The sequence below is a fragment of the Pantoea sp. Cy-640 genome, assembly GCF_011752635.1.
Classification (GTDB): Bacteria; Pseudomonadota; Gammaproteobacteria; order Enterobacterales; family Enterobacteriaceae; genus Pantoea; species Pantoea dispersa.
This window is the reverse complement of sequence record NZ_VWXB01000010.1, coordinates 1-20,569: the sequence shown is the minus strand read 5'-3', so window position 1 is coordinate 20,569 and position 20,569 is coordinate 1. Positions and strand designations below refer to the sequence as shown.

The 20,569-nt window shown below is 55.3% G+C and carries 22 protein-coding genes, 2 tRNA genes and 1 other annotated feature; of the genes, 17 read left to right on the top strand and 7 right to left on the bottom strand.

The window, feature by feature from the left end:
• Nucleotides 1-161 precede the first annotated feature (161 nt).
• The 6 genes from F3J36_RS20445 (at nt 162) to luxS (ending at nt 4,071) form a co-directional block, all read left to right on the top strand.
• Nucleotides 162-238, top strand: a tRNA-Arg gene (locus F3J36_RS20445).
• Between the two features lie 58 nt (nt 239-296).
• Nucleotides 297-373, top strand: a tRNA-Arg gene (locus F3J36_RS20440).
• A 404-nt stretch (nt 374-777) separates the two neighbouring features.
• Nucleotides 778-1,344 (top strand): fructose-1-phosphate/6-phosphogluconate phosphatase, encoded by a 567-nt coding sequence (gene yqaB / locus F3J36_RS20435; protein ID WP_058771641.1) that lies wholly within the window; start codon nt 778-780, stop codon nt 1,342-1,344.
• Nucleotides 1,341-1,769, top strand: coding sequence for a YqaA family protein (locus F3J36_RS20430; RefSeq protein WP_166720457.1), 429 nt, complete (start codon nt 1,341-1,343; stop codon nt 1,767-1,769). The genes yqaB and F3J36_RS20430 overlap by 4 nt, the downstream gene beginning before the upstream one ends.
• A gap of 31 nt (nt 1,770-1,800) precedes the next feature.
• A complete protein-coding gene (gene gshA / locus F3J36_RS20425; protein ID WP_021507329.1) occupies nt 1,801-3,405 on the top strand; it encodes a glutamate--cysteine ligase in 1,605 nt (534 codons plus the stop codon).
• A gap of 150 nt (nt 3,406-3,555) precedes the next feature.
• Nucleotides 3,556-4,071, top strand: coding sequence for an S-ribosylhomocysteine lyase (gene luxS, locus F3J36_RS20420; protein ID WP_010617126.1), 516 nt, complete (start codon nt 3,556-3,558; stop codon nt 4,069-4,071).
• A gap of 57 nt (nt 4,072-4,128) precedes the next feature.
• On the opposite strand, the gene F3J36_RS20415 is transcribed toward luxS, so the two are convergent.
• Both F3J36_RS20415 and F3J36_RS20410 read right to left on the bottom strand, forming a co-directional pair.
• Nucleotides 4,129-5,415, bottom strand: a complete 1,287-nt coding sequence (locus F3J36_RS20415; protein WP_166720456.1) for an HlyC/CorC family transporter — start codon at nt 5,413-5,415, stop codon at nt 4,129-4,131.
• A gap of 13 nt (nt 5,416-5,428) precedes the next feature.
• The gene (locus F3J36_RS20410; protein WP_010617128.1) at nt 5,429-6,223 is read right to left on the bottom strand and encodes an inner membrane protein YpjD; all 795 of its coding nucleotides are present in this window, start codon (nt 6,221-6,223) and stop codon (nt 5,429-5,431) included.
• A gap of 166 nt (nt 6,224-6,389) precedes the next feature.
• On the opposite strand from F3J36_RS20410, the gene ffh reads away from it, so the two are divergent.
• From ffh to rplS, 5 genes are all read left to right on the top strand, one after another.
• Nucleotides 6,390-7,751 (top strand): signal recognition particle protein, encoded by a 1,362-nt coding sequence (ffh, locus tag F3J36_RS20405; RefSeq protein WP_021507327.1) that lies wholly within the window; start codon nt 6,390-6,392, stop codon nt 7,749-7,751.
• 143 nt (nt 7,752-7,894) lie between these two features.
• Complete coding sequence (gene rpsP / locus F3J36_RS20400; protein WP_007893313.1) at nt 7,895-8,143, top strand: 30S ribosomal protein S16; 249 nt, start codon at nt 7,895-7,897, stop codon at nt 8,141-8,143.
• A gap of 18 nt (nt 8,144-8,161) precedes the next feature.
• Nucleotides 8,162-8,710, top strand: a complete 549-nt coding sequence (gene rimM / locus F3J36_RS20395) for a ribosome maturation factor RimM (protein ID WP_021507326.1) — start codon at nt 8,162-8,164, stop codon at nt 8,708-8,710.
• 35 nt (nt 8,711-8,745) lie between these two features.
• Complete coding sequence (gene trmD / locus F3J36_RS20390) at nt 8,746-9,510, top strand: tRNA (guanosine(37)-N1)-methyltransferase TrmD (protein WP_021507325.1); 765 nt, start codon at nt 8,746-8,748, stop codon at nt 9,508-9,510.
• Nucleotides 9,511-9,552: 42 nt separating this feature from the next.
• Nucleotides 9,553-9,903, top strand: a complete 351-nt coding sequence (gene rplS, locus F3J36_RS20385; protein WP_021507324.1) for a 50S ribosomal protein L19 — start codon at nt 9,553-9,555, stop codon at nt 9,901-9,903.
• 57 nt (nt 9,904-9,960) lie between these two features.
• On the opposite strand, the gene F3J36_RS20380 is transcribed toward rplS, so the two are convergent.
• Nucleotides 9,961-10,482, bottom strand: a complete 522-nt coding sequence (locus tag F3J36_RS20380) for a GNAT family N-acetyltransferase (RefSeq protein ID WP_166720455.1) — start codon at nt 10,480-10,482, stop codon at nt 9,961-9,963.
• Between the two features lie 303 nt (nt 10,483-10,785).
• Here F3J36_RS20380 and F3J36_RS20375 point away from each other — a divergent pair, with 303 nt between their 5' ends.
• Nucleotides 10,786-11,865: a 3-deoxy-7-phosphoheptulonate synthase gene (locus F3J36_RS20375; protein ID WP_021507322.1), complete on the top strand. Its 1,080-nt coding sequence runs from the start codon at nt 10,786-10,788 to the stop codon at nt 11,863-11,865.
• A 6-nt stretch (nt 11,866-11,871) separates the two neighbouring features.
• Complete coding sequence (gene tyrA / locus F3J36_RS20370) at nt 11,872-12,993, top strand: bifunctional chorismate mutase/prephenate dehydrogenase (RefSeq protein ID WP_021507321.1); 1,122 nt, start codon at nt 11,872-11,874, stop codon at nt 12,991-12,993.
• A 33-nt stretch (nt 12,994-13,026) separates the two neighbouring features.
• Here the strand turns inward: tyrA and pheA are convergent, their stop codons facing one another.
• From pheA to raiA, 3 genes are all read right to left on the bottom strand, one after another.
• Entirely contained in the window at nt 13,027-14,190 is a 1,164-nt protein-coding gene (pheA, locus tag F3J36_RS20365; protein ID WP_021507320.1) for a bifunctional chorismate mutase/prephenate dehydratase, read from the bottom strand.
• A gap of 22 nt (nt 14,191-14,212) precedes the next feature.
• Nucleotides 14,213-14,337 (bottom strand) — a sequence feature (Phe leader region).
• Nucleotides 14,289-14,336 carry a pheA operon leader peptide PheL gene (gene pheL, locus F3J36_RS24110; protein ID WP_211073251.1) on the bottom strand — a complete coding sequence of 16 codons (48 nt, stop codon included), beginning with the start codon at nt 14,334-14,336 and terminating at the stop codon, nt 14,289-14,291. It overlaps the preceding feature by 48 nt.
• 97 nt (nt 14,338-14,434) lie before the next feature.
• Complete coding sequence (raiA, locus tag F3J36_RS20360) at nt 14,435-14,761, bottom strand: ribosome-associated translation inhibitor RaiA (protein WP_021507319.1); 327 nt, start codon at nt 14,759-14,761, stop codon at nt 14,435-14,437.
• A 64-nt stretch (nt 14,762-14,825) separates the two neighbouring features.
• Here raiA and F3J36_RS20355 point away from each other — a divergent pair, with 64 nt between their 5' ends.
• Nucleotides 14,826-15,017 carry a hypothetical protein gene (locus F3J36_RS20355; protein WP_166720454.1) on the top strand — a complete coding sequence of 64 codons (192 nt, stop codon included), beginning with the start codon at nt 14,826-14,828 and terminating at the stop codon, nt 15,015-15,017.
• 11 nt (nt 15,018-15,028) lie between these two features.
• Here the strand turns inward: F3J36_RS20355 and bamD are convergent, their stop codons facing one another.
• Nucleotides 15,029-15,769: an outer membrane protein assembly factor BamD gene (bamD, locus tag F3J36_RS20350; RefSeq protein WP_058759616.1), complete on the bottom strand. Its 741-nt coding sequence runs from the start codon at nt 15,767-15,769 to the stop codon at nt 15,029-15,031.
• A gap of 129 nt (nt 15,770-15,898) precedes the next feature.
• On the opposite strand from bamD, the gene rluD reads away from it, so the two are divergent.
• The 3 genes from rluD to clpB all read left to right on the top strand — a co-directional run bounded on the left by rluD (nt 15,899) and on the right by clpB (nt 20,303).
• Nucleotides 15,899-16,879 carry a 23S rRNA pseudouridine(1911/1915/1917) synthase RluD gene (gene rluD, locus F3J36_RS20345; protein ID WP_166720453.1) on the top strand — a complete coding sequence of 327 codons (981 nt, stop codon included), beginning with the start codon at nt 15,899-15,901 and terminating at the stop codon, nt 16,877-16,879.
• On the top strand, nt 16,876-17,604 hold the full coding sequence (gene yfiH / locus F3J36_RS20340) for a purine nucleoside phosphorylase YfiH (protein ID WP_166720452.1): 729 nt from the start codon (nt 16,876-16,878) through the stop codon (nt 17,602-17,604). Before rluD ends, yfiH begins: the two co-directional genes overlap by 4 nt.
• A gap of 125 nt (nt 17,605-17,729) precedes the next feature.
• Complete coding sequence (gene clpB, locus F3J36_RS20335; protein ID WP_166720451.1) at nt 17,730-20,303, top strand: ATP-dependent chaperone ClpB; 2,574 nt, start codon at nt 17,730-17,732, stop codon at nt 20,301-20,303.
• The last annotated feature ends 266 nt before the right edge of the window (nt 20,304-20,569 follow it).

The window sequence follows — 20,569 nt, the reverse complement described above, 5'->3', positions numbered from 1 at the left end:
TCATGACGCGATAATCGTTCAGGACGTGCTAAGGAGGATAACGTTGCTTTAGCAACGGCCCGTAGGGTGAGGCGCAAGCCGAATAATCCTCCTGGATGCACCATTCTTTGTATCATTCCCAGGTTGATTTCAGTTAGTCCATCGTAAGAAAATCTCTCAATGCATCCATAGCTCAGCTGGATAGAGTACTCGGCTACGAACCGAGCGGTCGGAGGTTCGAATCCTCCTGGATGCACCATTCTTTGTATCATTCCCAGGTTGATTTCAGTTAGTCCATCGTAAGAAAATCTCTCAATGCATCCATAGCTCAGCTGGATAGAGTACTCGGCTACGAACCGAGCGGTCGGAGGTTCGAATCCTCCTGGATGCACCATTTTCTCCGAGATGAAAAGTGCCTCAGTGTGTCATGATGCGATAATCGTTCAGGACGTGCTAAGGAGGATAACGTTGCTTCAGCAACGGCCCGCAGGGTGAGGCGCCAGCCGAATCATCCTCCTGGATGCACCATCAAATAAAAAGCAAACTGCCCTTGTGCGCTGTTCCGCTTGATTCCTGACCCGTTTCAACATCCGCATTCCGAAAGATTTTCTCACGCGCCGTCTCCATCAAAAAATCACTGCATTTACCGCCATTTATCCCCGGTCGCGCGCTCTGACCTTATTCTGAAAACGAAAATTGCTAATGCTTTCAAAGCATTTGCGGTTAAGCCTGCCTGGCGACAACCTGAGCGCATTACGTTAAAGTAATGGCTCATTTTGTGGTGTTAATGGAGTCACAATGTACGACCACTATGACGCCCTGATTTTCGATATGGACGGCACCATTCTTGATACCGAGCCGACACATCGAAAAGCCTGGCAGCAGGTGCTGAGCCGCTATGGTTTCACCATGGACGAAGCAAAGATGGTGGCATTCAATGGGGCACCCACCTGGCAACTGGCCCGCTACATTCTGGAACAGAATCAGGCGCAGCACGATCCGCATCAGCTGGCGGCAGAGAAAACGGCGGCATTGAAAGCGATGCTGCTGGAAGACGTGCGTCCGCTGCCGCTGATGCAGGTGGTCAAAGCCTATCACGGTCGCCGTCCGATGGCGGTTGGCACCGGCAGCGAACACAGCTTAGCCAAAGCGCTGCTGGAAGCGCTCAACGTTTATCATCTGTTTGATGCGGTAGTCGGCGCGGACGATGTCCAGCGTCATAAGCCGCAGCCTGATACCTTCTTACGCTGTGCAGAGCTGATGGGCGTTGCGCCTGCGCGCTGCGTGGTATTCGAGGATGCTGACTTTGGCGTGCAGGCGGCTAAAGCGGCGGGCATGGATGTGGTTGATGTCCGTTTACTGTGAATGAATTTCTGACGTATGGATCGTTATTCGGCAGTAGCTTTCTGAGTGCAACGCTGCTTCCGGGCAGCTCAGAAGCGGTGCTGATTGCGTTATTGATCGCCCAGAAAGGGTCGGTCTATGGATTGTTACTGGCTGCATCAGTGGGAAACACGCTGGGCGGCCTGACCAACATTCTTCTTGGTCGCCTGATGCCAGCAACAGGGCCGGGGCGATGGCACGACACAGCAATGACGTGGCTACAACGATGGGGACCCGCAGCGCTGCTGTTTAGCTGGCTGCCAGTGGTGGGCGATTTACTCTGCGTGCTCGCAGGGTGGTTGCGCTTCTCCTGGCTGCCCTGCGTGCTGTTTCTCGCCCTGGGTAAAACGCTGCGTTATATCGTTATCGCGACCGCCACTTTACAAGGTATGCAATGGTGGCATTGATTCGCACAGATTCGAGGCTACGGTTAACATTATGCTGAACAAAAATAAATTATTCACACAGCGGGAGGTTAATGTGATCCCGGACGTATCAAAAGCGCTCTCCTGGCTGGAAGCGCATCCCGACGCGTTAAAGGGTATCGGCCGTGGCATTGAGCGTGAAACACTCCGCGTCCAGCCAAATGGTCATCTGGCTACTACTGGCCACCCTGAATCGCTGGGTTCAGCGCTGAAGCACGACTGGATTACCACCGATTTTGCTGAAACGCTGCTGGAGTTCATCACCCCGGTGGATCAGAACATCGATCGCTCCCTGGCATTTCTGCGCGACATCCACCGTCACGTGGCGCGCGAGCTGGGCGACGAGCGCATGTGGCCGTTCAGTATGCCGGGCTATGTTGAAGATGTGGACAACATTGAGCTGGCGCAGTACGGCAGCTCCAATATCGGCAAAATGAAAACCCTGTATCGTCAGGGGCTGAAAAACCGCTACAGCGCGCTGATGCAGATTATTTCTGGCGTGCACTATAACTTCTCGCTGCCGCTGTCGTTCTGGCAGGAGTGGGCGGATGTCAAAGACGCGGAGAGCGGCAAAGAGACCATCTCGGCGGGCTATCTGCGCCTGATTCGCAACTACTATCGCTACGGCTGGGTGATTCCTTATCTGTTTGGCGCTTCGCCAGCCATCTGCTCTTCCTTCCTGCAGGGACGGGAAAGTAAGCTGCCGTTCGAAACCAACGGCGAAGGGACATTGTGGCTGCCGTATGCCACTTCGCTGCGCCTGAGTGATTTGGGCTACACCAATAAATCACAAAGCGGGCTGGGCATTACCTTCAACTCGCTGGAAGGGTATGTCGCTGCGCTGAAAGCGGCGATCAAAACGCCGTCTGCCGAATATGCGGCGATGGGCACCAAAGACGCGGAAGGCAACTGGCTGCAGCTCAATACCAACGTGCTGCAAATCGAGAACGAACTGTACGCGCCGATTCGTCCGAAACGCGTGACCCGCTCGGGTGAGGCGCCGTCCGATGCGCTGCTGCGCGGCGGCATTGAGTACATTGAAGTGCGTTCACTGGACATCAACCCGTTCTCTGCCATCGGTGTGGACGCCGATCAGGCGCGCTTCCTCGACCTGTTCCTGATTTGGTGTACGCTGGCCGATGCGCCGGAGATGAGCGCAGATGAGCTGCTGTGCAGCCGGAAAAACTGGAATCGCGTGGTGCTGGAAGGGCGCAAGCCGGGTCAGGTGATCGGCGTGGGCTGCAGTGATACGGAACATCTGCTGGTTGATGTCGGTAAAGCGCTGTTTGCCGATCTGCGCCGGGTGGCTGAAGTGCTGGATAGCAACGACGGCAGCACGCAATATCAACAGGTTTGCGATCAACTGGTAGCGTCGTTTGACGATCCTGAGCTAACCTATTCGGCGCGCATTCTGCAAGCCATTAAAGAGCAGGGGCTGACCGGAGCTGGCGTGGCGCTGGCCGAGCAGTATCGTCATCTGCTGTGCGAAGAGCCGCTGGAAATTCTCACCGAAGCCGATTTTAGCCGTCAGGCGCAGGAGTCGGTGCTGAAACAGCAGCAGCTGGAGCAGAGTGATACACTGGATTTTGCCAGCTATCTGGCAGGTCGCGAAGGCTAGAAAAGAAAATGGCCACATCACTGTGGCCTAAATTAACATCTCTGTTGTCAGGGATGATGATAACAAATGCGCGTCTTTCATATATTCAGACGTTGGGCGAACAGAAAAGTTTCATCGTTTTAAAAAAAATCTCAAAACAGGAGGTGACGTATGCCACTACTGGATAGTTTTACTGTTGATCACACCATCATGGGCGCGCCAGCGGTACGCGTGGCGAAGACCATGAACACTCCGCATGGCGATACCATCACCGTTTTCGATCTGCGTTTCTGCCGTCCGAACATCGACATCCTGACCGAACGCGGCATCCACACGCTGGAGCACCTGTTCGCGGGCTTCATGCGTAACCACCTCAACGGTGACGGCGTGGAAATCGTCGATATCTCACCGATGGGCTGCCGCACCGGCTTCTACATGAGCCTGATTGGTACGCCAGACGAGCAGCGTGTGGCAAAAGCGTGGAAAGGCGCGATGGAAGATGTGCTGAAGGTAAAAGATCAGAACCAGATTCCGGAACTGAACGAATACCAGTGCGGCAGCTACAAGCTGCACTCGCTGGACGAAGCGCAGCAGATTGCGCGCAACGTGCTGGCGCACGATATTGGCGTTAACCGTAATGAAGATCTGAAGCTGCCGGCTGAAAAGCTGAAAGAGCTGCAACTTTAGTTGCCGCTTCTGCCATAAAAAACGCCGCGATTATCGCGGCGTTTTGTTTTTATCGTCTCAGGAACCGATGGACGCTTTCAGCGGCTGATGGGGCGTAATGCGCACCTGCTTCACCATGTTGTCCTGCACATCAAGAATATCAATGTCGTAATGGCCAACCTGTACTTGCGTGTCCATCTGCGGGATCTCTTCCAGCGCTTCCAGCAGCATACCGTTGATGGTGCGCGCTTCCTCTTCCGGCAGCGTCCAGTTGAACGCCTTATTGATTTCCCGCACGTTGGCGCTGCCTTCAATCAGCACCGAACCGTCGTTTTGCGGCATCACTTCTTCGGCCAGTGACGGTGACATGGAGGTGGTAAAGTCGCCGACGATCTCTTCCAGAATATCTTCGATGGTAACCAGTCCTTTGATGTCGCCGTACTCATCGATCACCAGCCCCACTTTCTTCTTATTGCGCTGGAATTTTACCAGCTGCACGTTAAGAGGCGTACCTTCCGGCACGTAGTAGATTTCATCGGCAGCGCGCAGCAGTCGCTCTTTATTGAACTCTTTTTTACCGGCCATCATGCGCCACGCTTCGCGCACGCGCAGCATGCCGACGCTATCGTCCAGTGAGTCGCGGAACAGCACAATACGGCCATGCGGTGAGTTGCTTAGCTGACGCTCGATCGACTTCCACTCATCGTTGATGTTGATGCCGACGATCTCATTGCGCGGCACCATGATGTCGTCAACATTGACCTTCTCAAGGTCCAGCACCGACAGCAGCATGTCCTGGTTGCGGCGCGACATCAGCGAGCGGGATTCATACACGATGGTGCGCAGCTCTTCTTTGCTGAGGGCGGAGTTAATCGACCCTTCGGTCTTAATGCCCACCATGCGCATCAGAATGCGGGTAATGGTATTGAGCAGCCACACCAGCGGCAGCATCACGTACTGCAGCGGCGTCAGCAGAAAGCTGCTGGGATACGCAACTTTTTCCGGATAGAGCGCCGCGACGGTTTTAGGCAGCACTTCGGCAAACACCAGTACCACGAAGGTCAGCACGCCAGTGGCGATGGCCACGCCGGCATCGCCGTACAGGCGCATACCGACAATGGTGCCGAGCGCTGAGGCGAGGATATTCACGAGGTTGTTGCCAATCAGCACCAGACTGATTAGCCGGTCGGGACGGCGCAGCAGTTTCTCAACGCGACGCGCGCTGCGGTTGCCGCTTTTGGCTTTGTGGCGCAGTTTGTAGCGGTTGAGCGTCATCATGCCGGTCTCTGAACCCGAGAAGTAGGCCGAGACCAGCACCATAATGATCAGCGTGATAATGAGCGTGGTGGTTGAAACATGTTCCAACGCAAAAATTCCTTTAGTGAGAGGTGAGCAGGTGCTGCAGAACGCGGCTGCCGAAATAGGCCATGGTCAGCAGCAGCGCACCGCCGCAGTTGAACCACACCACACGGCGACCGCGCCAGCCTTCATGATAGTGGCCCCACAGCAGCACGATGTAGACAAACCAGGCGATAATCGACAGCACCGCTTTATCAATGTTTTCCGGGCTGAACAGGTTATTCATAAAGAACAGGCCGGTGCACAACACCAGCGTCAGCAATACCACGCCAATCTGCGTAATGTGGAACATCTTACGCTCGATGCTGAGCAGCGGCGGCATATCCTGGGTAAACGTCAGCTTTTTGTTCTTTAACTGATAGTCGATCCACGCCAGCTGCAGCGCATACAGCGCCGCGATGATCAGCGTGGCATAGGCAAAGAGCGACAGACCGATATGCACCATCATGCCAGGCGTGGTCTCAAGATGGGTGATAAAGGCGTTTGGCACAAAGGTGGCGAAGGCCAGATTGATTAGCGCAAAACTGTAAACAATCGGCAGCAGCAGCCAGCCGCGATTGCGCGACGCGACGATAGTCATGATGGCGCAGATGAGCAAACTGACCAGCGAACCAATATTCAGCAGGCTAAGGTTTTGTCCATTATCGACGGCAAATATGCGTTGCTGCAGCGCTACCGCATGGGCAATCAGCGCCACGCAGGCGGATAACACGGCAAAACGCCGCCAGCCGCTGTTGCGTTTCAGCAGGCTCGGAATGATCAATGCAAGACTGAGAGAGTAGGCGAACAGCGCCACGATCGCGAAAACGAACATAGATCCTTTCAGGTGTCGGTCAGATAAGGAAAAAAGCAGTATAGCGCCAGCGGCAGCAGGCTCCAAACGATCTCACGGTCAATTGCAGAGATCGGCCTGGCTTCGTGTTATAATCCGCCGCATTGTGTCGCCCTGGCGGCCTCGCTACGCTATTAAGTGAGAGAGCATGTTTGATAATTTAACCGATCGTTTGTCGCAAACCCTGCGCAATATCAGTGGCCGCGGAAGGCTGACCGAAGACAACATCAAAGATACGCTGCGCGAAGTGCGTATGGCGCTGCTGGAGGCCGACGTTGCGCTGCCGGTGGTGCGCGATTTCATCAACCGCGTGAAAGAAGCCGCGGTGGGGCAGGATGTAAACAAAAGCCTGACGCCGGGTCAGGAGTTTATCAAAATCGTGCGCAACGAACTGGTTGCGGCGATGGGGGCCGAAAATAACGCGCTGAACCTTAATGCTCAGCCGCCGGCCGTGGTGCTGATGGCGGGCCTGCAGGGTGCCGGTAAAACCACCAGCGTCGGTAAACTCGGTAAATTCCTGCGCGAAAAGCACAAGAAAAAGGTGCTGGTGGTGTCTGCGGACGTCTACCGCCCGGCGGCGATCAAACAGCTGGAAACCCTGGCGCAGCAGGTCGGTGTGGATTTCTGTCCGTCCGACCTCAGCCAGAAGCCGGTGGATATCGTTAACAACGCGCTGAAAGAAGCCCGTCTGCAGTTCTATGACGTGCTGCTGGTGGATACCGCCGGCCGTCTGCACGTTGACGAAGCGATGATGGATGAGATCAAGCAGGTGCATGCTGCGATTAATCCGGTTGAAACGCTGTTTGTTGTCGATGCCATGACCGGCCAGGATGCCGCCAATACCGCCAAAGCGTTCAACGAAGCGCTGCCGCTCACCGGTGTGATCCTGACCAAGGTCGACGGCGATGCGCGCGGCGGTGCGGCGCTGTCGATTCGTCACATCACCGGCAAACCGATCAAATTTATGGGGATGGGCGAGAAGACCGATGCGCTGGAGGCGTTCTATCCGGACCGTATCGCATCGCGCATTCTCGGCATGGGCGACGTGCTGTCGCTGATTGAAGATATTGAGAGCAAAGTTGACCGCGAGCAGGCGGAAAAGCTGGCGAAGAAGCTGAAAACCGGCGACGGTTTCGATCTCAACGACTTCCTGGAGCAGCTTAAGCAGATGCGCAACATGGGCGGCATGGCCAGCCTGATGGGCAAACTGCCGGGCATGGGCCAGCTGCCGGATAACGTTAAATCGCAGATGGATGACAAAGTGCTGGTGCGCATGGAAGCCATCATCAATTCGATGACGCGCAAAGAGCGTGAGAAGCCAGAGATCATCAAAGGTTCGCGCAAGCGCCGTATCGCCACCGGTTCCGGTATGCAGGTGCAGGACGTCAACCGGCTGCTGAAGCAGTTTGATGATATGCAGCGCATGATGAAGAAAATGAAGAAGGGCGGCATGGCCAAAATGATGCGTGGCATGAAAGGTATGATGCCGCCAGGATTCCCCGGCCGCTAAGGCGACACAGCCCGAACCAGAAAAGTTGAGACACTCAGGTTGCTTTTTGCGCCAAAATGAGTAAAATTTTCGGGCTTTTTATATTGCACCCGGGCCCCGTTCCTCGATGGGGCCCGGTTGTTTTATTAACTAAAGAGGATGTTATGGTAACCATTCGTTTGGCACGTCACGGCGCTAAAAAGCGTCCGTTCTATCAGGTCGTCGTCACTGACAGCCGCAATGCTCGCAACGGTCGTTTCATCGAGCGCGTAGGTTTCTTCAACCCGATCGCTTCTGGTCAGGCTGAAGGTCTGCGTCTGGATCTGGACCGTATTGAGCACTGGGTTGGCCAGGGCGCAACGCTTTCTGATCGCGTTAACGCGCTGATCAAAGAAGCAAAAAAAGCAGCTTAATCTGTCACGGTGGTGAGCATGAGCAGTAAACCTGCCGCACAGCCTCCCGTTAACCCAATCATTCTGGGCAAAATGGGTGCCGCTTACGGAATTCGGGGTTGGCTCAAAGTGTTTTCCTCCACTGAAGACGCTGAAAGCATCTTCGACTATCAACCCTGGTTTATCCAGCGCGCCGGTCAATGGCAGCAGGTCGAGCTTGAGGGTTGGAAGCACCACAATCAGGACCTGATCATCAAAGTCAAAGGCATTGACGATCGGGACGCTGCGGCACAGTTGACCAATTGCGAAATTACGGTTGACTCCACGCAGCTGCCGGCGCTGGAAGAGGGCGATTACTACTGGAAAGACCTGATGGGTTGCAAAGTGGTAAACCTCGACGGCTACGAGATGGGCAAAGTCATTGATTTGATGGAGACCGGCTCGAACGACGTTCTCGTCGTAAAGGCAAACCTGAAAGATGCATTCGGTGTACAGGAGCGGTTAATACCGTTTCTTGATGAACAGGTTATCAAGAAAGTCGATCTCGCTACTGGCACCATTGAAGTAGACTGGGATCCTGGTTTTTGATCTCCGGACAATCCGGTAACGTAACGGCGAACGCGATGTGGATTGGTGTTATTAGCCTGTTTCCAGAGATGTTTCGCGCTATTACCGAGTACGGGGTAACTGGCCGGGCAGTAAAAAATGGCCTGCTCAACATAGAGAGCTGGAGTCCACGTGACTTCACGCACGACCGGCACCGTACCGTGGACGATCGTCCTTACGGCGGCGGACCGGGTATGTTGATGATGGTGCAACCCTTACGGGATGCTATCCACGCAGCGAAAGCGGCGGCGGGAGAAGGCGCTAAGGTGATTTATCTTTCACCTCAGGGTCGCAAACTTGACCAGCAAGGCGTTTGCGAACTGGCGACCAGCCAGAAGTTAATTCTGGTTTGCGGTCGTTATGAAGGGATAGATGAGCGTGTGATTCACACTGAGATTGATGAAGAATGGTCAATCGGTGATTACGTGCTCAGTGGCGGTGAGCTGCCAGCGATGACGTTAATTGACTCGGTCGCCCGGTTTATTCCTGGCGTGCTGGGGAAACAGGCGTCAGCCGATGAGGATTCGTTCTCGGAAGGTTTGCTGGATTGCCCGCACTATACCCGACCTGAAGTGTTAGAAGGGATGGAGGTTCCGCCAGTTCTGCTGTCGGGCAACCATGCCGATATTCGCCGCTGGCGCCTGAAACAGTCGCTGGGCCGTACCTGGCTAAGAAGACCTGAACTTCTGGAAAACCTGGCTCTGACTGAAGAGCAAGCAAGGTTGCTAAGTGAGTTCCAGCGGGAACATCAGCAGCAACAAAACGATGAGGTGGAAGAGTAATCTTCCCTGACTATCAGTTTACCCAGGATAAGAGATTTAATTATGAGCAACATTATCAAGCAACTTGAACAAGAGCAGATGAAACAGGACGTACCTTCCTTCCGTCCGGGTGATTCCGTGGAAGTGAAAGTATGGGTCGTTGAAGGTTCTAAGAAACGTCTGCAGGCATTCGAGGGCGTGGTTATCGCTATTCGTAACCGCGGTCTGCACTCTGCATTCACTGTTCGCAAGATTTCTAACGGCGAAGGCGTTGAGCGTGTCTTCCAGACTCACTCTCCGGTAATTGACAGCATCACTGTCAAACGTCGTGGTGCTGTGCGTAAAGCCAAACTGTACTACCTGCGTGAGCGTACCGGTAAGTCAGCTCGTATCAAAGAGCGTCTTGGCGCGTAAGCGACATCCCAAAGTTAATAGCAAACAAGGGGTTGGCCATAAGGCCAGCCCCTTTTTTTATGGGCGTCTGAGGTGATAGATCGCCGTGTTGACCGGCCCGCTCTCCAAAACAATCAACCCGTAGCGGTAATCCACAAACGAGAAGCCGCTACGCAGGGCCACGGCGCGGCTGGCGTGATTCTCTTCTGCAACAAGAATCTCCAGCACAGTTATGTGTGGCTGGGCGAACGCCAGATTCACCAGCTGTGCCACCGCCCGGCGGGCAACGCCCTGTTGCTGCGCCTCGCTGCGAACCCAGTAGCCCAGCGCACTGAACTCACCGGGCTGACGCGCATAACGTAAGCCAGCACCGCCCAGCAACCGATCGTTGCCATCGACAATCGCGAACTCTTCAGCTTCACCCTTTTGACGCTGCAGATGGGTGAAGTTGATCCAGCTGACGGCTTCATCAACGCTGTAATCCGCATGTGCCCATACCATCCACGGCAGCAGGCTGCCCAGAGACTGATTAACGGCATGCGTAAACGCTTCGGCATCCTGCAGAGTAAAGGGACGCAGCGCGACTTCAGGGATGGACATAGAGCGATCCTGGATTAATTAAATGGATAACAGCATGTTAGCGGTATCGTCGGGAAAAAACATCTGGCCTGGTCAGATAGGTGTAATTATAACTTTACAGGGGTGTTTGGTGGATCTTACAGGCTCTGATGCTGTTAAGTTCATGATTTATATATTTTAACTAACTTTTATTTTGTGGTCTAAAAGGTAGTGGTAATAAAAGTGTACATGCATGGATTGCATGATTTACATGCTGTGGTAAAGTAAGCGTCATCCTCAGTGAGGATCGTAAAACCGCATAACGAGTGAAAAAGGATCGCCATCATGCAAAAAGACGCGCTGAACAATGTGCATATCGCCGACGAACAGATTTTAATCACGCCACAGGAACTGAAAGCGAAGTTCCCGCTGACTGCGGCGCAGGAAGCGCAAATTGCCGCTTCCCGCCAGACCATCGCGGATATCATCGCGGGTCGCGATCCGCGTCTGCTGGTGGTGTGCGGTCCCTGCTCGATCCACGATACCGAAGCCGCACTGGATTACGCTCGTCAGTTACAAACACTCTCTGCACAGTTGAAGGATCAGCTGTATATCGTTATGCGCGTCTATTTTGAGAAACCCCGTACCACCGTCGGCTGGAAAGGGTTAATCAACGATCCTTACATGAACAACTCGTTTGATATGGAAGCCGGCCTGCACATTGCGCGTCAGCTGCTGGTCAATCTTGTGGAGATGGGCCTGCCGCTGGCCACCGAAGCGCTCGACCCCAATAGCCCGCAATACCTCGGCGATCTGTTTAGCTGGTCGGCGATTGGGGCGCGTACCACAGAATCGCAGACGCACCGTGAAATGGCGTCTGGCCTGTCGATGCCGGTAGGCTTTAAAAACGGCACCGATGGCAGCCTCGGCACCGCGATCAACGCCATGCGCGCCGCCGCGATGCCGCACCGCTTTGTCGGCATTAACCAGGCCGGTCAGGTGTGCCTGCTGCAAACCCAGGGCAACCCGGATGGTCACGTGATTCTGCGCGGCGGTAAAGCGCCAAACTACGGCCCGGAGGATGTCGCGCAGTGCGAAAAAGAGATGCTGAAAGCGGGACTGCGTCCGGCCTTAATGATAGATTGCAGCCATGGCAATTCTAACAAAGACTATCGCCGTCAGCCTGGCGTAGCCGAATCGGCTATCGCGCAGATTAAAGATGGAAACCGCTCCATCATTGGCCTGATGCTGGAAAGTAATATTCACGAAGGCAACCAGTCTTCTGAGCAACCGCGTAGCGAGATGAAGTACGGGGTTTCCGTCACTGATGCCTGCATCAACTGGGAAACCACTGAAACCTTGCTGCGTGAAATCCATCGGGATCTGCAGGGAGTGCTGTCGGCGCGTCTGTCACACGAGGTGTAATGAGTCATGGTGGCTGAACTGACCGCGCTGCGCGATCAAATTGATGAAGTAGATAAAGCCCTGCTGGGGCTGCTGGCGAAACGACTGGCGCTGGTGGCCGAAGTCGGCGAAGTCAAAAGCCGCTACGGTTTACCGATTTATGTGCCTGAGCGCGAGGCCAGTATGCTGGCCTCGCGTCGTCAGGAAGCGGAAGCGCTCGGCGTGTCGCCGGACCTGATCGAAGATGTACTGCGTCGTCTGATGCGTGAATCCTATGCGCATGAAAATGACAAAGGCTTCAAAACGCTGTGTCCTGAACTGCGTCCGGTGGTGATTGTCGGTGGTGGCGGTCAGATGGGACGCCTGTTCGAGAAGATGCTGACGCTCTCCGGTTATCAGGTGCGTATTCTCGATAAAGATGACTGGCCGCGCGCGGACGAACTGCTGCACGATGCGGGCATGGTGATCATCAGCGTGCCGATCCATCTAACCGAACAGATCATTGCCGATCTGCCAGCGCTGCCTGATGACTGCATTCTGGTGGATCTGGCGTCGGTGAAGAACCGTCCGCTGCAGGCGATGCTGGCGGCGCACAGCGGTCCGGTACTGGGACTGCATCCGATGTTCGGTCCGGACAGCGGCAGCCTGGCGAAGCAGGTGGTGGTATGGTGCGATGGCCGTCAGCCGGAAGCCTATCAGTGGTTCCTGGAGCAGATTCAGGTGTGGGGCGCGCGCTTACACCGCATCAGTGCGGTTGAGCATGATCAGAATATGGCGTTCATTCAGGCGCTGCGCCACTTCGCCACGTTTGCTTACGGTTTGCATCTGGCGGAAGAGAACGTCAATCTGGATCAACTGCTGGCGCTGTCCTCGCCTATCTATCGTCTCGAACTGGCGATGGTGGGGCGGCTGTTTGCGCAGGACCCGCAGCTGTACGCCGACATCATCATGTCGTCGGAAAGTAATCTGGCGCTGATTAAACGCTACTATCAGCGTTTTGGTGAAGCCATCACGCTGCTGGAGCAGGGCGATAAACAGGCGTTCATCAACAGCTTTGAGCGTGTGGAACACTGGTTTGGCGACTACGCGAAACGCTTCCTCGTCGAGAGCCGCAGTATGCTGCGCTCCGCCAACGACAGTCGCCAGTAATGATTAAGGCATCCGTGAGGATGCCTTTTTGTTTTACAGACGCGGCTCTACCGGTACCACGTTCTCACCCGGATAACAGCCCAGCACCTTCAGTGAACGCGTGAGCGCGCGCAGTTCTTCCAGCGCCTGCTGCATGTTCTCCGACTGCAGATTGCCCTGCACATCAATGTAAAACATCTCTTCCCATGGGTTACCGTTGATAGGCCGGTTTTCCAGCTTGCTCATGATCAGATTGTGATTACGCAACACCAGCAGTGCTTCAACCAGCGCGCCGGCCTGCTGGCCCGTCGCCATAATCAGCGTGGTTTTGGCCGGCACCTGGCTGGAGACTTCAATCGGTTTACGCGCCAGCACAATGAAGCGGGTATGGTTCTGCTGCTGATTCGCCAGGTTGCGCTCCAGCACCTGCAGACCATACAGCTCACCGCCGGCTTCACTGCCCAGCGCGGCCACGTGCGGCGAGTTCATCGCGGCTACTTTCTCCATCGCCGCCGCCGTGCTTTCGGTGTATTCGATTTTCCACTGCGGGAAGCGGTTGATGAACTGGCTGCACTGCTGGAACGGCTGCGGATGGCTATACACCGTTTCAATCTGCTGCAAATCGGTATTACCGCTGACCAGCACACAGTGTTCGATAGGAATGGTCAGCTCGCCGACGATCGACAGCGACGTTTGCTGCAGCAGATCGTACACGTCATTGATCGAGCCGGAGCTGGTGTTCTCAATCGGCATCACCGCGTAATCCGCCTGACCGCTTTCAACCTGCTGAATGATGTCGTGGAATTTCAGACACCCCATTTCCACCATCGAATCGAAGTGGCGCGTGGCGTATTTACGGGCGGCAAGGTGCGAGTAGGAGCCTTTTGGGCCGAGGAAGGCGATGCGCGGCGCGTGCGCATGTGGATGATTCAGGTTTTTCTGCAGCAGCGCCTGCTGGGTCAGCACCGAATCCTCAATCACTAACTGAAACAGGCGCGTGATGTAGTGCGCATCCAGCTGATGTTTTTTACCCAGCGCAATGAGATTTTCCAGCAGGGCGCGTTCGCGCTCGACGTCACGAATCGGGCGATGGGTGGCCAGCTTGGCCTGCGCTACCTCAACGGCCAGCGCGCGCCGTTCAGCCAGCAGTGTTAACAGCCTGGCATCGACGGCGCTGATCTTATCGCGTAACGCCAGCAGCGGATTCTCGGGATTCATAGGGCTCACCTGTAAAATGTCCAATAAAAAAGCCTCCCGGTTGGGAGGCTTTGTTGTTCGTCTTCGCATTCATTTTCACACGACGAATCGCCTCCCAATCAGGGGAAGTTAAAAAAGAATGCGAAGAAGAACGGCAGTAGTTTCATGATCAATTCCGGCAATAAAGTGAACTGAGAGTAACCGCACAGCTTAAAAGCTGTCAATAAAAAACGCGCCCGCAGGCGCGTTGCTGAAAAGCGATAAATTACCCGGCAGGGGTGAAATCTTTAACACTGCTGGTGGCACGTCGTGCTTCAGGCTTGTGCTGTGCTTTATTTAGCTGGCGCTCCAGCTTGGCGATCAGGTCATTGATGGCCGTATACATATCATCGTGTTTCGCGCTGGCGACCAGCGTGCCGTTTGGCGTGTTAATGGTGGCATCGGCCACAAATTCTTTCGGCTCTTTCGATAACACAATGTGCGGATTTATCAGGTGGGTTTGCCATTTTTCCAGCTTGGCGAGACGGTCTTCGACATGGTTGCGGATTGCCGCAGTGATTTCCATTTGTTTGCTGGTAATGTTCAGAATCATAGTTAAACCTCTCTGTCATTTCCGTCTGGGTAGGACCAGCATACCGCGCAAATCAGGAAAATGTGTGATCTGGATCACATTGGAATGTCACTTTTTGTCAATGCCAGCGAATTGTGAGAAAGGCCGGGAAAAGGGCGAAAAAAGCTTGATGCACAGCGGGGATAGGGGCAAGATTGATGAGTTAACCGTAGCGGAAAAACCCATTTCAGACGGTTTTCTGACCAAAAAAAGCAGCCACAGCGGCTGCTTTTTTTAATGGAACGAAAATCAGGACGCGCTATTCGCCGCAATGATTTTCGCGACTTTGTCGGCTTCCGTCGTCAGCTGCAGCTGGCGATAGGCATTTTCCATCAGCGGCAGCGCGTCACGCGTGGCCTGGGTGTCCGGATAATCGCGCATCATACCTTCAACCCGATTAACAACGGCGACATAGGCACCGCGCTTGGTATAGAATTGCGCCACGGAGAGTTCATACTTCGCCAGGCGATCTTTCAGGAACGTCAGACGTTTCTGCGCATCTGCCGCGTACTGGCTGTTCGGATAGCCGCGCAGTAGCTGAGAGAAGTCACGGAATGCATCACGCGCATGGGTAGGATCGCGGTCGGAACGATCGATCCCGAAGAAGCCCTGCAGCGCGGAATCATCCAGTGCCATGTCCGTCAGGCCCTTCATATAGATCACGTAATCAATGTTAGGGTGCGTCGGGTTCAGGCGCATAAAGCGGGAAATGGCGGCTTGCGCCAGTGGCAGATCGGCATTTTTGTAGTACGCGTAGATCAAATCCAGCTGCACTTGCTGCGAGTAAGGACCAAACGGATAACGGTTATCCAGCGCTTCCAGTTGCTTAATCGCCGCTTTAAAGTTACCGTCCTGCAGCTTTTGCTGCGCTGTGGCGTAAATTTCAGACGGCGGGCTGTCCGGGACCGGGTCCGATGAGCCGGAACAGCCCACCAGTGCCAGGCTCAGGCTCAGTGTGGCAGCAGCCACCAGATGTTTCATACGCGTCATGACGAAATGATTATCCTCAAAGTGTTATGGCGGAAGCTGTCCGTATAGCTCCCGGTAATGACCAGTACGATAGCACATTATATTAAACGGCATCGCCGTGAAAACCCAACGTTAACGAAGAAGCTGTATATGGCACAACAAGTTCAACTCACCGCAACGGTGTCCGAAGCACAGCTTGGACAACGCTTAGATCAGACTTTGGCGGAATTGTTCCCTGATTATTCACGTTCCCGCATAAAAGAGTGGATCCTTGAGCGTCGGGTCAGCGTCAACGGCACCATCATCGATAAACCGAAAGAGAAAGTACTCGGCGGTGAGCGGGTGGCGATTGATGCCGAGATCGAAGAGGAGCAGCGCTGGGAAGCGCAAAATATTTCGCTGGATATTGTTTATGAAGATGACCACATCCTGGTGATCAACAAACCGCGCGACTTAGTGGTCCACCCTGGCGCCGGTAATCCGGACGGCACGGTATTGAATGCGCTGCTTTATCACTATCCGGCGATTGCCGACGTGCCGCGCGCCGGCATCGTGCACCGTCTGGATAAAGACACCACCGGACTGATGGTAGTGGCCAAAACGGTACCGGCGCAGACGCATCTGGTTGAAACGCTGCAGCTGCGTGAAATCACCCGCGAATATGAAGCGGTGGCGATTGGCACCATGACCGCCGGCGGTACGGTGAATGAGCCGATGGCGCGTCACTCTACCAAGCGTACCCACATGGCAGTGCATCCGATGGGTAAACCGGCCACCACGCACTATCGCATCATGGAGCATTTCCGCGCCCATACGCGCTTACGCCTGCGCCTGGAAACCGGTCGTACTCACCAGATTCGCGTGCACATGGCGCACATTAATCATCCGCTGGTGGGCGATCCGCTGTACGGTGGTCGTCCGCGTCCGCCAAAGGGCGCTTCTGAGGCTTTTATCAGTACGCTGCGCGGTTTTGACCGCCAGGCGCTGCACGCCACTATGCTGCGTCTTTATCATCCGATCACCGGGATTGAGATGGAGTGGCACGCGCCATTGCCGCAGGACATGGTTGATCTGATTGAGGCACTGAAAGCCGATACCGACGAGTTCCGCGATCAGCTGGACTGGCTATGAGTGACTGGATCGTGCCGCAGTGGCCGGCGCCGGCGCGCGTGCAGGCTTATTCGACCACGCGGCACGGCGGCGTTAGCGCGGCGCCATGGGATTCCCTCAACCTCGGCGCGCACGTCGGGGACGAGGCGGATCGCGTGATGCACAATCGTCAGCGCGTGGTCGGGCAACTGGCGCTACCGGCGATGCCGCAGTGGCTGGAGCAGGTACACGGCCAGACGGTGGCGCGTCTGCCGGCGGCTGCGTCCCTGCCACGAGCCGATGCGGCGATAACGCGGGAAAGCGGCGTGGTGTGTGCAGTGATGACCGCCGACTGCCTGCCGGTGCTGTTTTGCAGCCATGATGGCAGCGAAGTTGCCGCGGCACATGCCGGCTGGCGCGGGTTGTGTCATGGGGTGCTGGAGCAAACGCTGGCACAGTTTCATTGCCCGGCGAGCGAGATTCATGCCTGGCTCGGTCCGGCGATTGGTCCGCAGGCATTTGAAGTGGGGGCCGAGGTGCGCAGTGCGTTCCTGGCGCAGGATGCCGCTGCCGATGCGGCTTTTCGCCCGGCCGGCGAGAAATATTTTGCCGATATCTGGCTGCTGGCAACCCAGCGTCTGCAGGCCGCTGGCGTGCGATCTGTCACGGCTGAGAAGCGCTGTACCTATCAGGAAAGCGCCGATTTTTTCTCCTTCCGACGCGACGGAATCACCGGGCGTATGGCAACTTTGATTTGGCTGAGATAACCTTACGCCGCAAGACGATCCAGTAAGCGTATTTTTTGCTCACAACTCAGGTCATTAACCTTGAAAATTTGAGGGATGACCTCATTTAATCTCCAGTAGCATTTTGACCTGTAATGGGAGGAATCATGCGTCTGGATCGTCTTACCAACAAATTCCAGTTGGCCCTGGCCGATGCACAGTCCCTTGCTCTGGGACACGATAATCAATTCATCGAACCCCTGCACCTGATGAGCGCGCTGCTCAACCAGGAGGGCGGATCGGTACGTCCGCTGCTCAGTGCGGCGGGGGCGGATGTCGCTAGCCTGCGTACCAGCATCGAACAAGCCATCAATCGTTTGCCACAGGTCGAAGGGACCGACGGCGACGTTCAGCCATCAGCGGATTTGGTCCGGGTACTGAATCTGTGCGACAAGCTGGCGCAAAAGCGCGGCGACAACTTTATTTCATCTGAATTATTTGTTCTGGCGGCCCTCGAATCGCGCGGCTCGCTGGCGGACTTACTGAAGTCTGCCGGTGCCACGGCGGACAAACTCGCTAAGGCCATCGAGCAACTGCGGGGAGGGGAAAACGTGAACGATCAGGGGGCTGAAGATCAGCGCCAGGCTTTGAAAAAATACACCATCGATCTGACGGAGCGCGCTGAGCTCGGCAAGTTAGATCCGGTTATCGGGCGTGACGAAGAGATTCGCCGCACCATTCAGGTATTGCAGCGTCGTACCAAAAACAACCCGGTGCTTATCGGTGAACCGGGCGTTGGTAAAACCGCCATCGTTGAAGGGCTGGCACAGCGCATCATTAACGGCGAAGTGCCGGAAGGGTTGAAAGGCCGGCGCGTTCTGGCGCTGGATATGGGCGCGCTGGTGGCCGGTGCGAAATATCGCGGCGAGTTTGAAGAGCGCCTGAAAGGCGTACTGAATGACCTCGCCAAGCAGGAAGGCAACGTCATTCTGTTTATCGATGAACTGCATACCATGGTCGGCGCCGGTAAAGCCGACGGCGCGATGGATGCCGGCAACATGCTGAAGCCGGCGCTGGCGCGCGGTGAACTGCACTGCGTGGGTGCCACCACGCTGGATGAATATCGCCAGTACATTGAGAAAGATGCCGCGCTGGAGCGCCGTTTCCAGAAAGTGTTCGTCGCCGAACCGAGCGTGGAAGACACCATCGCCATTCTGCGTGGCCTGAAAGAGCGTTATGAGCTGCATCACCATGTGCAAATTACCGATCCGGCGATTGTCGCTGCGGCAACGTTGTCGCACCGCTATATTGCCGATCGCCAGTTGCCGGATAAAGCCATCGACCTGATTGATGAGGCGGCGTCGAGTATTCGTTTGCAGATTGATTCCAAGCCGGAACCGCTCGATCGTCTCGAACGGCGTATCATCCAGCTCAAACTGGAGCAGCAGGCGCTGAAGAAAGAATCGGATGACGCCAGCGTTAAGCGTCTGGAGATGCTGGAAAGCGAGCTGGATCAGAAAGAGCGCGAATATGCTGAGCTTGAAGAAGAGTGGAAAGCGGAAAAAGCCTCGCTGACCGGCACGCAAAACATCAAAGCCGAGCTGGAGCAGGCGCGTCTGGCTATGGAGCAGGCACGGCGTGTGGGTGACCTTGGCCAGATGTCGGAACTGCAGTACGGCAAAATTCCGGAGCTGGAAAAACAGCTGGCAAGCGCCACGCAGGCTGAAGGTAAAACCATGAAGCTGTTACGCAACCGCGTAACGGATGTCGAGATCGCCGATGTGCTGGCGCGCTGGACCGGTATTCCGGTGGCCCGCATGATGGAAGGCGAGCGCGATAAACTGTTGCGGATGGAGCAGGAGCTGCATGACCGGGTTATCGGCCAGGACGAAGCGGTTGAAGCAGTATCGAACGCCATTCGCCGTAGCCGCGCCGGTTTGTCTGACCCGAACCGGCCAATCGGATCGTTCCTGTTCCTTGGACCGACCGGTGTCGGTAAAACCGAGCTGTGTAAGGCGCTGGCTAATTTCCTGTTCGATAGCGACGACGCGATGGTGCGTATCGATATGTCGGAATTCATGGAGAAACATTCGGTGTCGCGTCTGGTCGGGGCACCTCCAGGCTACGTCGGTTATGAAGAGGGCGGTTACCTGACAGAGGCGGTGCGTCGTCGCCCTTACTCGGTGATTTTGCTGGATGAGGTGGAAAAAGCGCATCCGGATGTGTTCAACATTCTGCTGCAGGTGCTGGACGACGGGCGTCTGACCGATGGTCAGGGGCGCACCGTGGACTTCCGCAATACCGTGGTGATCATGACATCTAACCTCGGTTCGGATCTGATTCAGGAACGTTTCGGCGCGCTTGATTACGCGGAAATGAAAGATGTGGTGATGACGGTCGTCGGACACCATTTCCGTCCGGAGTTTATCAACCGTATTGATGAGGTGGTGGTATTCCATCCGCTGGGTGAAAAACATATTGCCTCGATTGCGCAGATTCAGCTGCAGCGGCTGTATCAGCGTCTGGAAGAGCGCGGTTATCAGCTGCACATTTCCGACGCGGCGCTGAAACTGCTGGGCGAAAATGGTTACGATCCGGTTTATGGCGCGCGGCCATTGAAACGGGCTATTCAGCAGCAGATTGAAAACCCGCTGGCGCAGAAGATTTTGTCTGGCGCGCTGGTTCCGGGAAAAACCATCGAAATGGATGTGCAGGACGATGCCATCGTCGCACATCAATAACGCAACGTGACAAAAACGGGCCTCAGGGCCCGTTTTTTTATGCTGTTTCGCAAGAATCAGCTGGTTTTTGCAACGTGTTGCCTGGAAAGTGAGCGGTCGCGCAAAAACTGCAAATTAGCGCTTGTCAGGCGAAACGAAGTCCCTATAATGCGCCACCACTGAGACGGCAAAGCGGCAACGCAGACGGCTCAGCAGGGCGTGAAGTGATTCACCCCGCCGGAGAAAAACGCTGAAAAAAGTGTTTGACTCTGAAGGAGGAAAGCGTA